The organism is Vibrio sp. QJM3NY_26 (assembly GCF_057786005.1).
In genome coordinates, this window is the sequence record NZ_CM173515.1 from 234562 (window position 1) to 248465 (window position 13904).

General features: G+C 43.4%; 13 protein-coding genes. 6 read left to right on the plus strand and 7 right to left on the minus strand.

What is annotated here, in order from left to right:
• Positions 1-54 precede the first annotated feature (54 nt).
• Entirely contained in the window at positions 55-1011 is a 957-nt protein-coding gene (locus AC3CH4_RS01050; protein ID WP_488543186.1) for an IS110 family RNA-guided transposase, read from the plus strand.
• 153 nt (positions 1012-1164) lie between these two features.
• On the opposite strand, the gene AC3CH4_RS01055 is transcribed toward AC3CH4_RS01050, so the two are convergent.
• From AC3CH4_RS01055 to AC3CH4_RS01065, 3 genes are all read right to left on the minus strand, one after another.
• Positions 1165-3042, minus strand: a complete 1878-nt coding sequence (locus tag AC3CH4_RS01055) for an acyltransferase family protein (protein WP_488543608.1) — start codon at positions 3040-3042, stop codon at positions 1165-1167.
• 307 nt (positions 3043-3349) lie between these two features.
• Positions 3350-3838: a methylated-DNA--[protein]-cysteine S-methyltransferase gene (locus AC3CH4_RS01060; protein WP_488543187.1), complete on the minus strand. Its 489-nt coding sequence runs from the start codon at positions 3836-3838 to the stop codon at positions 3350-3352.
• Between the two features lie 134 nt (positions 3839-3972).
• Complete coding sequence (locus tag AC3CH4_RS01065; RefSeq protein ID WP_488543188.1) at positions 3973-5310, minus strand: MATE family efflux transporter; 1338 nt, start codon at positions 5308-5310, stop codon at positions 3973-3975.
• Positions 5311-5764: 454 nt separating this feature from the next.
• Between AC3CH4_RS01065 and AC3CH4_RS01070 the strand changes: the two genes are divergently transcribed.
• The 4 genes from AC3CH4_RS01070 (at position 5765) to AC3CH4_RS01085 (ending at position 10313) form a co-directional block, all read left to right on the plus strand.
• Positions 5765-6055, plus strand: a complete 291-nt coding sequence (locus AC3CH4_RS01070) for a co-chaperone GroES (RefSeq protein WP_076667770.1) — start codon at positions 5765-5767, stop codon at positions 6053-6055.
• A gap of 51 nt (positions 6056-6106) precedes the next feature.
• Positions 6107-7753 carry a chaperonin GroEL gene (gene groL / locus AC3CH4_RS01075; RefSeq protein WP_017086888.1) on the plus strand — a complete coding sequence of 549 codons (1647 nt, stop codon included), beginning with the start codon at positions 6107-6109 and terminating at the stop codon, positions 7751-7753.
• Between the two features lie 261 nt (positions 7754-8014).
• Entirely contained in the window at positions 8015-8572 is a 558-nt protein-coding gene (locus AC3CH4_RS01080; RefSeq protein WP_004733330.1) for a VC2662 family protein, read from the plus strand.
• A 262-nt stretch (positions 8573-8834) separates the two neighbouring features.
• Positions 8835-10313 carry a sensor domain-containing diguanylate cyclase gene (locus AC3CH4_RS01085; protein ID WP_488543189.1) on the plus strand — a complete coding sequence of 493 codons (1479 nt, stop codon included), beginning with the start codon at positions 8835-8837 and terminating at the stop codon, positions 10311-10313.
• Positions 10314-10454: 141 nt separating this feature from the next.
• On the opposite strand, the gene AC3CH4_RS01090 is transcribed toward AC3CH4_RS01085, so the two are convergent.
• The 3 genes from AC3CH4_RS01090 to epmB all read right to left on the minus strand — a co-directional run bounded on the left by AC3CH4_RS01090 (position 10455) and on the right by epmB (position 12603).
• The gene (locus AC3CH4_RS01090; RefSeq protein ID WP_017076347.1) at positions 10455-10943 is read right to left on the minus strand and encodes an MgtC/SapB family protein; all 489 of its coding nucleotides are present in this window, start codon (positions 10941-10943) and stop codon (positions 10455-10457) included.
• A gap of 105 nt (positions 10944-11048) precedes the next feature.
• Positions 11049-11567 carry a prepilin-type N-terminal cleavage/methylation domain-containing protein gene (locus tag AC3CH4_RS01095; protein WP_054547902.1) on the minus strand — a complete coding sequence of 173 codons (519 nt, stop codon included), beginning with the start codon at positions 11565-11567 and terminating at the stop codon, positions 11049-11051.
• A 13-nt stretch (positions 11568-11580) separates the two neighbouring features.
• Positions 11581-12603, minus strand: coding sequence for an EF-P beta-lysylation protein EpmB (epmB, locus tag AC3CH4_RS01100; protein ID WP_488543190.1), 1023 nt, complete (start codon positions 12601-12603; stop codon positions 11581-11583).
• Between the two features lie 33 nt (positions 12604-12636).
• Between epmB and efp the strand changes: the two genes are divergently transcribed.
• On the plus strand, positions 12637-13203 hold the full coding sequence (gene efp, locus AC3CH4_RS01105; protein ID WP_004733338.1) for an elongation factor P: 567 nt from the start codon (positions 12637-12639) through the stop codon (positions 13201-13203).
• Between the two features lie 313 nt (positions 13204-13516).
• On the opposite strand, the gene frdD is transcribed toward efp, so the two are convergent.
• Entirely contained in the window at positions 13517-13903 is a 387-nt protein-coding gene (gene frdD, locus AC3CH4_RS01110) for a fumarate reductase subunit FrdD (protein ID WP_017067166.1), read from the minus strand.
• Between the last annotated feature and the right edge of the window lies 1 nt (position 13904).

Consider the following 13904-nt stretch of genomic DNA (forward strand, 5'->3'; position numbering starts at 1 on the left):
CGAATAGTCGACTGGGTCTTGAACCCGCATTACGCAAGCATGAGTTAGCTTATTATGAATACCAAAATCAATCAAAGCATCAACGTTGGAGTTGATACCGGCAAAACACAATTAGACATCCATATCAGGCCACTAGACCTATTTTTCTCAGTAGAGAACAATGAAAAAGGAATCAAGAAAGCACTCAAAACAATTAAAAGTCATAATCCTGAACGTATAGTTATTGAAGCAACAGGCCGATTAGAAATGCCTTTTGTTCTTGCATGTGCAGAAGCTCAACTACCTATTGTTAGAGCAAATCCTGTCCACATAAAACGATTCGCTGGTGCTATTGGCCGCAGAGCTAAAAATGATCGTTTAGATGCAGAGTTGATCGCTCACTATGGAGAAGCAATCAAACCAGCTCTTACTGTAATAAAGCCAAAAAACATACGTTTAATGAGTGACTTAGTTATTCGCCGAAACCAGTTGTTATCCATGCAAACCATGGAAAAAAACCGAATCCAGATACTTCCCGCTTCTCTCCATCCAACTATCAAGCCAATGCTAACCACGATAAAAAATCAAATCACCAAGTTAGAAGAAAAGCTCGTTAAACTCATTGAAGATAGCCCTGAATACCAGGCTAAAAACACAATATTGCAAAGCGTCCCCGGAATAGGAAACATTGCCGCCGCATCAATAATTAGCAACGTACCTGAACTTGGTTACATCACGAATAAACAAGCGGCATCACTGATTGGTGTCGCTCCAATCACACGCGAAAGTGGACGCTACAAAGGTAAGCGCGTGATCCAAGGCGGTCGAGCGCAAGTACGCACAGTGTTATATATGGCAATGATGTCAGCCATGCAATGTAACCCTGTATTCAAAGCGAATTATGCTCGACTTTTAGCTGCCGGAAAGCCTAAGAAAGTCGCAATAATCGCGTGTGTCCGAAAGATGGTTGTGACCCTTAACTCTATGCTGAGAGATGGCGCCATGTGGGATGGAAATACAGCCAAAAACTAATCATTGACGCCATAGTCGTTTGTTAACTGCATTTTCTCGCTGGACTAGCTTTGCTAAGCTTACTTTAAATTCATTTTAATTCAATTGAATAAGGTTATGAAAAAGAGGCTGATAGCTCAGCCCCAAGTCTTAACATGTATAACAAGGTTGCGTTTAATCAAAAGGAATTAGATCAACTAATAACCTAGCACCTACGACAGATGGATGGTCATCATCAAAGTAGAGAGCCTGACCATTTTTAACAGCAAAGCAATCATTCTCATCGCAAAATGCTTCCTTAGTGTTTAAAAAAAACACATTTTCGGGATAATTCTGTTTATTAAAATGATTAATTATCAAACTATTCCTTTTGTTATAAAAATCCAAACTTGCACCTGAGATATTGTCATACCCTAAATTATTTAGCCATGAGTTTGATAGTAAACTACCAATTGGCTTTTTTATTTCTGGAATAGGAAGGTAGACAAAGACCTTTTCTTTATTATTAGCTAAGGCTATGATGGCATCATCTATTGAGTTTAATATATCTTGATACTTATTGCTCAAATTTCCTATTTCTGGATAAATAGATGCATGATCTCCCCAAAGGGCTGAGGAATACCTATGATTAAATACAATATTTTTGATGTTCTTATCGTTAATAATATAATTTACCGATTCGTTGTACCACCTTGCACATTTAGAGTAACTAGCATCTTGAAGGTAAGAGGGTATACAACCAGAAAAACTAAAGTGTTTAAGTCCTTGTTGATCACTTTTTAACTTTTCAGCAAGAGCATAAGCAATTTCAACAGTATGACTATCTCCTAAGATCGCCCACTGAACGTTGTCTTCAAAGTATTCACATGATAGGGCTGGTTTTTGATATGTTCCTATGTGGCACTTGTCTCGATAAGGGCTAGGTTTTGCTTTGCTAGCAACCTCAAGAAACTCTTTAGGCATTCGATACTCAAAACCTCGGCTAATGAATATTATACTTGAAAGCCCTCCAATAATAATTACCATATACATAGGCTTGACTTTAAAAATATCACGCCAAAAAGGAAGTGATTTAAACCTTAAACTTTCAATATATCTAAAGCTAATGTAACCAAAATAAATTGACAAAGGTAACCCATATAAAAACCAATTTGAAATTTCAAAATAATAACCAAATATAACAACTGGCCAATGCCATAAATATATTGAGTATGACCATAGGCCTATGTTTTGAAAAATTTTGTTGTTAGTGATTATGCTAGACTGCTGATTAGAAATAATTACCAGATAGGCTCCTAAAACAGGAAATATAGCAAAATAACCAGGCCACGGAATAGCGCTAGACACAAAAAAGTATGAGGCCAGGATGAGAAGAAAACCTGTAAGCTCTGTTAGTTTTTTTTTGTTTTTAGATAAATGCCAAGGATAAAGAAATGCAATACCACCTATCATCATTTCCCAAGCTCTTGTCGGGAGTAGATAGTAAGCTGGATTTGGCCACTTCATTGTTGCAATAACACTCAGGCCAAAACTTAATACTGTTCCAAGTATGATTATCCGTTTTAAGTTTTCCAAAGATAAAAACTCTTTGAGGATTATCAAAACTACGGGATAAAGAATATAGAATTGCCACTCTACTGACAATGACCATGTATGTAGTAGCCATTTCTCATGTGAGGTCGCGTCAAAATATCCTGATTCTCTCCAATAGACCACATTGGAAACAAATCCAATACTACTAGCAACATGCTTACTCAGCGTTTTGTAATCTAGAGAAGTGAGATAAAACCACCCAAACACTAGAAGTACCAAACATAAAACCGCAAGAGCAGGAATGATTCGATTAGCACGAGCTACATAAAACTTGAATAGGTTTAAACTATCACTTTCTAGCCCTCTAAAGATTATCCCTGTCATTAGAAAACCAGATATGACAAAAAATACATCTACACCAGCAAATCCACCTGGTACCCAAGTTGGGTTAAAGTGAAATAGAACAACAGCAATTACAGCTATCGCTCTCAACCCATTTATATCATACCTAAAATTCATCACAATATACTCAAATTTCAAAATATGGTTATTGTAAAGACAAGGAAAGACAAGGCAAGAAATTATGACTTAAGCTTAAAGTAATCTGCGTGATATGCCCGCTATGACAAATGGTCTACTTAGAATTTCACGTACTGGAATCGTTCTGTGGATGATTAGAGGATTAATTCATGTGCCTCTCCACAATCGGCCTTTGATTTTGTAATTAAATGGCACTATTTAATGTATATCTTAACTCTACATGTACCAAGTTAGGTATGAATATGGTGGTTTTGGATCACTTTCGTCTCGCTGTAGGGACATGGGGCTATTTGTTGGCTTTATTGAGAATTGAACGCTCAAAGTCTAGTAGCCACTCCTTTCGGCTCATGCCACCCGTGTAACCTGCAAGGGTACCATTCGCACCAATCACTCGGTGGCAGGGCACGACGATGCTAAATGGGTTCTTGCCGTTTGCACCACCCACAGCACGCACTGCCTTGGGGTTATTCATTCGCTTGGCTTGTTCACCGTAGCTGATGGTTTCGCCGTAAGGAATAGTGGTAAGAGCTTGCCAAGCAGCTTTCTGAAAATCGGTACCTTTGATAGCTTTCAAAGGCAGGTCGAATTCGATTCTCGTACCTGCGAAGTATTCATTTAACTGCTTTGTTGCTAGTTGGCAAAGCTCATCAGGGTTACTCGTAATGGATTCATCATGATTTACATGGTCGATTTCAATAATCGACTCTCCATCACTAATAATGATCATCTTGCCAATCGGCGCGTCATAGACCGATTGAAAACTATTCGCTGTCATATTTATTTCCCTAAACTAAATCATTATGCGCACAAGATTCCCTACTACGCTCGTCCCTCGCTATAGGGAATGACGGGGGTAAGTCGAACGCCACTCGAATCTCGTATCTGCTCTTATATCTTTTCGTATCCCGTTTACTCGCATCTCGAATCTTTCTCTACTCGAAGCGCAAACAAGTACCCAGAAATACCGCCCATGATGTTTCCTAGTGCTAAGCCAACAAACATCCCTTCGACACCATCGATTTGGCTGCCTATCCACGCAAAGGGCAAGGTAAACACAAACAAGCGCATGAAGCTCCATTGGAAGGCTTTAAGTGGTTGATGCATTGCGTTCATGCCGCTGATCAGCATCATCACAATGCCTTGGAACCCATAGCTAAAGGGCACAACTAGCAGGTAATGCCACAATATGCCTCGCACCGATTCTTCTTGAGAGAAAAGGGCGGCTAAAGGAATGCTTAATGGCACCATCATTAAGAACACTAACCCTTGGAATAATATGGCAAAGCGCATGCTTAGAAACAGAGCCTTAAAGCTGCGTTGGGGGTTGTTTGCGCCAAAGTTCTGAGCCATGAAAGGCGTAAGAGCAGAAGTAAGAGACATCAACACAATGATCAGAATGGACTCAATACGTTGCGCTGCGCCATACGCTGCCACGGCTTCAGTACCTTGCTTGGCCAGCATCATCATGATGATAGCGCCAGCAAGTGGATTCAGAGCGTTAGACAAAGCGGCTGGTGTGCCTATTTTCAGGATTTGTCGCCAGTCACTGACGATGTTTTTCAGCTTAGGAGGAGCAAGCAGTTTTTCTCGTACGGTCAACACGTACAGTGAGCCACATAAAGCACCAAACCAACTGAAACCACTGGCAATCGCAGCGCCTTGAATCCCCAGTTCAGGAAAAGGCCCATAGCCGAAGATGAGCAGCGGATCTAAAATGCCATTGATAAGCCCAGCCAGTAACATGATCTTGGCGGGCGTTTTTGTATCACCGGTTGCTCGAATCGCGCTATTGCCTGCCATGGGAATGACCAACAATGGGATCGCGAGATACCACACCGACATGTATTCCGATATCAGCGGCAACAACTCTTGCTTTGCCCCTAACAGGGTAAACATAGGTTCTAAGAAAGTAATACCTAGCGTAGAAGCGCAGCCGACAAGAAGCAGAGCCAGTAATAAGCCATGACAGGTAAAGCGTGCTGCATTTTGTGCGCAACCTTGGCCAAGCAATCGCCCAATACATGTCGAAAGGCCGATGCCGATTCCCATGGTGATGCAGTTGATGCCAAAGGTGACTGGAAAGGTAAAGCTCACCGCTGCTAAGGCTTGAGTACCCAGCAACGAGATAAAGAAAGTATCGACGAGGTTAAACATCAAGATCGCCACCATACCGAATATGGTCGGTATGGTCATGGTACGCAATGTACTCTCAATTGGGGCAGTTAATAGCCCGTGCTTATCTTGCATGCAAAACGCCGATAGAAACCAAAAGCGTAGGATAAACAGATGCGGGCGGGAAGGGAATAGCTTAAAGAGCAGATACGAGATGCGAGTAATCGGGATACGAAGAGCTTAAAAGCAGAAGCGGGATTCGAGTAAGCGAGATGCGAAGAGCTTAAAAGCAGATACGAGATGCGGGTAAACGAGTATCGAAGAGCTAAAAGCGGAGAAAAGAAAAGCAGCCTTCTTTTGCTTAACCTCCCTGACATTTACACAGGATTATTCGCAGGGGCGTTTTTGTTTTTCGTATCTCGCATCCCGTTTACTCGCATCTGCTCTTACCCGCTCTTATCTGCCCCTTAGATCACAATTTTTATCTTTTCCCCCTTGGGTTCTCCCACATCGCCCCAACATATTGGGTAACCCCATGCCAATCGTGGCAACTATCAAATTAAATGGAAATTATCAGGAGATCTGACCGATGAATATCCGTCCTCTACACGACCGAGTTATCGTTGAGCGCCAAGAAGTTGAATCTAAATCTGCTGGTGGCATCGTTCTAACTGGTTCTGCCGCTGAAAAATCAACGCGCGGTATTATTCTAGCTGTTGGCAAAGGCCGCATTTTAGAAAATGGTTCAGTGCAACCATTGGACGTTAAAGTTGGCGATACTGTTATCTTTTCTGAAGGCTACGGCACTAAAACTGAAAAGATCGACGGCAAAGAAGTTCTGATCATGTCTGAAAACGACATCATGGCGATCGTTGAGTAATCCGCGCCACACATTGAACTGATTTAATAAAGAATTTTAAAGGAAATTAAGATGGCTGCTAAAGACGTTAAATTTGGTAACGACGCACGTATTAAAATGCTAGAAGGTGTAAACGTTCTGGCTGACGCAGTAAAAGTAACGCTAGGTCCTAAAGGCCGTAACGTTGTTCTAGACAAATCATTTGGCGCACCGACTATCACTAAAGATGGTGTTTCAGTTGCACGTGAAATCGAACTTGAAGACAAGTTCCAAAACATGGGCGCACAAATGGTTAAAGAAGTGGCTTCGCAAGCGAATGACGCGGCGGGCGACGGAACAACTACAGCAACAGTATTGGCTCAGTCTATTATCGCTGAAGGCCTAAAAGCGGTTGCTGCTGGCATGAACCCAATGGATCTTAAGCGCGGCATCGACAAAGCGGTTATCGCGGCTGTTGAAGAGCTGAAGAACCTTTCTGTTCCTTGTTCAGACACGAAAGCTATTGCTCAAGTAGGTACTATCTCTGCGAACTCTGATTCGACAGTAGGTAACATCATTGCTGAAGCGATGGAAAAAGTAGGTCGTGATGGCGTTATCACGGTTGAAGAAGGTCAGGCTCTGCAAGACGAGCTAGACGTAGTTGAAGGTATGCAGTTTGACCGCGGTTACCTGTCTCCTTACTTCATCAACAACCAAGAAGCCGGTTCTGTTGACCTAGATAGCCCGTTCATTCTTCTTATCGACAAGAAAGTGTCGAACATCCGTGAACTTCTTCCGACTCTAGAAGCAGTTGCTAAGGCATCTCGTCCACTTCTTATCATCGCTGAAGATGTTGAAGGCGAAGCGCTAGCAACTCTTGTTGTGAACAACATGCGTGGCATCGTTAAAGTGGCGGCGGTTAAAGCACCTGGTTTCGGCGACCGTCGTAAATCTATGCTGCAAGACATCGCTATCCTAACGGGCGGCACGGTTATCTCTGAAGAGATCGGCCTAGACCTTGAAAAAGTAACGCTAGAAGACCTAGGTCAAGCTAAGCGCATTACGATCACTAAAGAAAACTCAACCATCATCGATGGTGCGGGTAATGAAGACATGATCAAAGGTCGTGTTTCTCAAATTCGTCAACAAATCGAAGATGCAACGTCTGACTACGACAAAGAAAAACTTCAAGAGCGTGTAGCTAAACTAGCTGGCGGTGTTGCAGTAATCAAAGTTGGCGCTGCGACTGAAGTTGAGATGAAAGAGAAGAAAGACCGCGTAGAAGATGCACTTCACGCAACTCGCGCTGCTGTTGAAGAAGGTGTGGTTGCTGGTGGTGGTGTTGCACTTATCCGCGCTGCATCTAAAGTTGCTGGCCTTGAGGGCGACAACGAAGAGCAAAACGTAGGTATCCGCGTTGCACTACGTGCAATGGAAGCGCCTATCCGTCAAATCACGACGAATGCTGGTGATGAAGAATCTGTTGTTGCTAACAACGTTCGTGCTGGCGAAGGTAACTACGGTTACAACGCGGCGACTGGCGAATACGGCGACATGATTGCTATGGGTATCCTAGATCCAACTAAGGTAACGCGTTCTGCACTTCAGTTCGCAGCATCAGTTGCTGGTCTTATGATCACAACAGAAGCGATGATCACTGACAAGCCACAAGATTCTGGCCCTGCAATGCCTGATATGGGCGGCATGGGCGGTATGGGTGGCATGGGCGGCATGATGTAATCATCCCCCTTTCTCGTAACAGAGAAAGCTATACATAAGCTTTGAAAACGGAGACTTCGGTCTCCGTTTTTATTCTTTTCGCATCTCGTTACTCGCATCCCGCATCTGCTCTTAACCATTGCTCTTTATGATTTTGCGTCTTATATTCAACAGTACAGTTATGACATTGATCTAACATGGATAGCTGTTGAATAAAGGATAATAAATGCTTGATTGAAAATGGATTAATCAAGTCAACAATAAGTCAGTGGAGACTCCCCAATGAAAAAATTACTTTCAGTACTTGCTGTGTCTGCAGCGGTAATGGCGCCAGCAGCATTTGCTTCTTCGCCTGTTATGTTTTCAACGATCAATGGCTTCAATGCTCCGGATTCAGATGCGGTTGGTGGTGTACGTTTGGCTCTGCTTCACGGACAAGTGAACGACGTTAAAGGTGTCGATCTTGCGGTTGTGGGTATGTCAGAAACACAAACCACGACGGGTGTGAACCTGGGTATTTTTGGTGCGCATAAAGTAAACCAAGAAATGACCGGTGCTTCTTTGGGTATATTCAACTGGAACCCAGGAAAAACAACGGGTCTTAACCTAGGTGCTGTGAACATCACTAATGATGTGAAAGGCGCGAACGTGAGCTTCGTCAACTACTCAGAAGGCAACACTATGGTTGATGTTGGTGCGGCGAACCTTTCAGAAGTGTCGACGGTTCAGGTTGGTATCTTCAACAAAACCAACAAAATCGAAGGCGTACAGATTGGTCTGATCAACTGTGCTGATAACGGTTTCTTCCCGTGCTTCCCGATTGTAAACTTTGCTAAATAAAGCGGTCGTTTAGCCTTTGGTTCTACTATTGGCTTAGCGTATTAGCTTTTTAATTAGCACATTGCTTTTAGTTAGCGCATACGCGATTAAAGACTAAGTATATCAACGCCTAAACCCTTGTTTAGGCGTTATTATATTCAATTCTACGTCTACGATAAACTTCTCCAACCATCCAATAAGCATTCTGTTTTATATTTCCTATTGCAGTATTTTTACTTATAAGTACAATGTGCGATAAATTCCCAACGATGATTTATATGCTTTGATTAATCCCCATACCGTCGATTTTAAAAAGGCTTTCTTAGGCCTTACCGCCAGTTTTTTAGTAGTTTTGAGCTTGTTGCTCGTTGATTCAGCGGAAGAATCAGATAAACAGTATGGAATCGAAAACCAAGGCGTGACACGCTCTTTAGCGGAGCTCACACAGATCATTAATGCGCTTGAGTACAACATCACTGCGCTCTACCCACTGCATGGTGACACCTACGTATTCTCGCATGAGAAAAAGATCGAAGATGAAACGTGCTATTTTACCAGTGAAGAGCAACATGCCCCTCGCTTTGACTTTATGTTCTCTGGCCCTCGCGAGATGTGCGACCCGAAATCGGACCTTTATACCGAGGCGGGGAAGCGCCTGTTTATCGCGCCGACCATGGCTTATTTTGCCAATACCATAGAGACCATCTCTGCGATTTACTTCATTTCGAAAGAGAAGTTTATTATCTCTTCCCCCTCCGAGATTGCCCAATATATGAAAGGCGATACGTTTGACTCTGTCGTAAATAGCCGACCATATTGGATTAATACGATTCGCTTTGGCTTAGCTCAAGGCCAAGAACAGGTAGTGTATACCGGTCAATACGATGATTACTTAACAGGTAAGAAAGTGGTGACCTTAACTAAAGGGATCTACGTTAATGGCGAGTTTAAAGGGGTATTGGGTGTCGATGGCTATGTCTCTAATCTCGTATCGAACCCTACCCATGGTTATAAAGTCACCAGTACTCGAGGCGCAAACAAGTACGGGGTTATGGACTTTACCTATTCCAAGCCTCTGTATGTTGATGACATTAACACCCAGTTATATCTCAGTATTGAAGAAGAGAAGAGCGAGCACTTTCTGCATGTATTGGAGATGGAGAAGATTCAGCTTTCGATACTGTTTGTTTTGTATTTGCTCTCGGTTTTATGGCTATGGCGTTTTTATACAAGACAAGAACACCAGCGTTTGAATGACCTAGCAATGTGCGACCCATTAACTGGCTTACTGAATCGACGCGGCTTTGAAGTTCGATTACTGGCTCAGGACGAACAGCCGATTATTGGTGTTGGCGTGTTTGATATCGATGATTTTAAAGTGGTTAATGACCGCTATGGCCACAAAACAGGGGACGAGGTGATTTGCCATGTGGCTCAGTTGATGCTGAACAGCGTTAGGCAGCAAGATATCGTGGCACGGTTTGGTGGTGAAGAGTTTGTTGTCGCGATCACGGGTGAATCCTCAGAGCTGCTTTCATCGATTTTTCAACGAATCCAGAATGACATTAGCCTGCAGTGCTACCGCTCTCCAGCTGGCGACAAGATTAATATCTCAGTGTCTGGTGGCGCGACGCTCTACTCTCTGTACAAGTTCGACAGTGTTGGTCACTTGTGGGAAAACCAGAGTATTCGTTCTTCGGATGAGCAGCTTTATAAGGCGAAAGCCGCGGGCAAGAACCAAGTGTGTATTCACGTGCATTAAGCGCTTGTCTAAAAACTCAAAGCCTAGTCGTTTGACTAGGCTTCTTTTTCGTTTCTAAGAATTCGTCTCTAAGAATTTTCCTCTAAGAAATCGAATCTAAGGACAAAATGTCTTTAAGATAAACGCATCTAAAATTAGAGGTTACTTCTTCACGCGACCTTTATTCATCCACTTCTGATGCACACCACGACGCAGGCTTTGGAAACTGTTTTCCACCTTGTCGACACCAAGCAGTATCACAAGCGCCATTAGAGTGATGATGACAGACTGAGAAAGGTGTCCTAACGCAATCATCATCCCCAACGCAGCCAACACCCAAATAATGGCCGCAGACGTGACGCCATGAATTTTGCCATCAAGCGTCATCATTACACCAGCCCCAAGAAATCCCACCCCCGTTATTATCTGACCAAGCACGCGGGCTTGATCGAGCGTGTTGGGAGATAAGCTAATCGCCATGGTGAGAAAGAAATAAGTACCGCTGATAATCAAAATGGAGGTTCGTATTCCTACGGGTTTACCGCGGGTTTGCCTTTCGATTCCGATTAAAGAACCACATAACATGCATGCTGCGAGACCTGCCCAGCTAAAGGGGGCAAGGTTGAGAGTTTGTTCTATAAATTGTGGCATATCACCCCTCCTAAAAATTTAGAATAGAGCCGAGTATGCTAATAATAGACCGGACGATCGAACAAAAAATTTTTGTCTTAACGGTTGATAGAGGTGACTTAAAAGCTAGCAGCCGCTTGTCGTTAATTCAAAGCTAGGCGCAGAAGAAGAGGTTGCTTCGTTGTAAAGTAAGAAGCAGTCTTCCGAAGATTTCTTCTTACTTTTGGTCATGAAACGAATCCATGGTATTTCTTTAGAAGTATTATGGAAATACCATTCAGCAGGATCATTCGCATTAAATATGGAATCTGCGAAAGTACTTTCAATCAACAGACTCCAAGCATTTGCTGAGTCTGCCGCTGGGTATCCATATGCAAGTTCTATGTTGTCACCTTCGATTGTAATTTTAGCAGCGCTTAACTTTTCTAAACCTTGCTGAATTGCAATCGGGTAAACCATGTCAGCAGCACTTTGCATACCGCCTCTCAAACCTTGAAGGGCTGAAATACGAGCATCACTCTGTAGATTGAGAAACTTAGAAGCGGCAGTCACCGACACAATACCCAGAATGACAATTACGATAACCAATTCGATCATGGTAAAGCCTCGGTTAGAGGACCAGTTATTGTTCGGATGCGTCTTCATTTTGGTAACTTCTTTATTCAATATGTAGGTCGAGTGGCGTCTTGCTGCTGCGGCCGCCAATCTCGCGAGTTAACTTAGGTACGAGGTAGCCAGAAACCTCAGAGATCAAACCCTTAAAGTGCATCTTTGCTTCTTCATCGGAGATATAGAAGTGAGCTGCGCCCTGAACTTTATCAAGTACATGCATATAGTAAGGTAAAACACCGGCATCGAATAGCTTTTCGCTTAATTCTTTCAAAGAGTTAGCGCTATTGTTAACGCCTTTTAGCATCACACCTTGATTAAGCAAAGTCGCACCACTGAGTTTCAACTTATGGAAAGCTTGTTTGAGCTCCACGTTGATTTCATTGGCATGGTTTATATGGCTGACCATTACCACGTTGAGGCGAGTTTGAGCTAACAATTGGCATAGCTCATCCGTCACTCGAGCAGGGATCACAACCGGTAATCGGCTATGAATTCGAACGGTTTTTACATGCGGAATCTGTTCGATGGCATTGATCAGCCATTCGAGTTCGCTGTCTTTGGCCATCAAAGGGTCACCACCGGATAAGATAACTTCGTTGATCTCTGGATGTTGAGCCACATAGTCGAGGCTAGTTTGCCACACAGACTTAGAACCCTTGTTGTCTTGGTAAGGGAAATGACGGCGGAAGCAGTAGCGGCAGTTGATGGCGCAGCCCCCTTTTACAATCATTAGCGCGCGACTTTTGTATTTGTGCAGCAACCCCGGGATTGCGTTTTCTTGCTCTTCTAGTGGATCGGCTGAATAGCCTTGATGAACCTCGAACTCTTCGTTGAGTGGTAACACCTGACGCAATAGAGGGTCGTGTGGGTTGCCTTTTTCCATTCGCTCAACAAAGCTAAGAGGGACTCGAAGTGAAAACAGCTCACGTGCTGCGAATCCTTTTTGCCACGGTGTTGGGTCTATTTCCAATGCTTGAAGCAGTTTTGTCGGGTCAGAGATCGCATTCGATAGTTGTTTGAGCCAGTTTTGCTCAACAGATTCGACTTTTCGGGTTATGATATGCGGCATTGAAATTAACTCAAAGATGTGGAAGAGAAAATCATGGCGTCAGTAAGCACCAATGAATTCAAAGGCGGTTTAAAATTCATGTTAGATAATGAGCCTTGCGCAATTATCGACAATGAATACGTTAAGCCAGGTAAAGGCCAAGCGTTTAACCGTGTAAAACTTCGTAAACTGCTGTCAGGCAAAGTGTTAGAGAAAACATTCAAGTCAGGCGAAAGCTTCGAGCTTGCAGATGTTGTTGACGTTGAATTAGGCTACCTATACAACGATGGCGAATTCTACCACTTCATGAACAACGAAACATTTGAGCAAATCGCAGCAGACGTAAAAGCAGTCGCTGATTCAGCAAAATGGTTAGTTGAAAATGACGTTTGTACTCTAACGTTGTGGAATGATAACCCTATCACTGTTACTCCGCCAAACTTTGTTGAGATCCCAGTAACTGAAACTGATCCTGGCCTTAAAGGCGATACACAAGGTACGGGTGGTAAACCTGCAACTCTAGCAACAGGCGCGGTCGTTCGTGTACCTCTATTCATCGCTATCGGTGAAGTTGTTAAAGTTGATACTCGTACTGGCGAATACGTTGGTCGTGTAAAATAATTTGATTGTGCCCACCTTGTTTGAGGTGGCTCAGTGAAATAGAAAAGGTCGCTTATGAGCGGCCTTTTTTGTATCTGGCGATCTGGAAAAGCAGAAGGGCAGATGCGAGTAAACGAGATGCGGGATACGAAGAGCTTGAAGGGCAGATGCGAGTAAACGAGATGCGAGATACGAAGAGCAGGAGCGAGTTAGAGGATAATAGATTCGACAAGCAATAAAAAAGCAGAGCTGGATAACCTAGCTCTGCTTTCGCTTTTCTGCTTTTAAGCTCTTCGATACTCGGTTACTCGAATCCCGAATCTGCTCTTAACTGTTAGATCATGAAGATGAAGATAACAGACAGTGCGCTGATTAGGCCTGCAACAAAGTAGCAGCCAACTTTACCTGCAACGCCGACGTGGAACTTAAGGTCGTGCATGCCGTGGTGAAGACGGTGCATTGCGTGCCACATTGGTAGTGCTAGTGTACCGATGATGAATAGCGCACCGATAATGCTGGTGGCGAACTCAGAGACACGTTCGTAGCTCATTGCATCCGCATCGATAATGCCCATTGGCACTAAGATACCCAGCACTAAAATCGTGATTGGTGTGATCATCGCGAACCAAGTACCGCCAGCACCAAATAGGCCCCACCAGATTGGCTCATCAGAGCGTTGCGGGTTGTGGTTAACAGGTTTCACTTTGTAATTTGTGTTCATA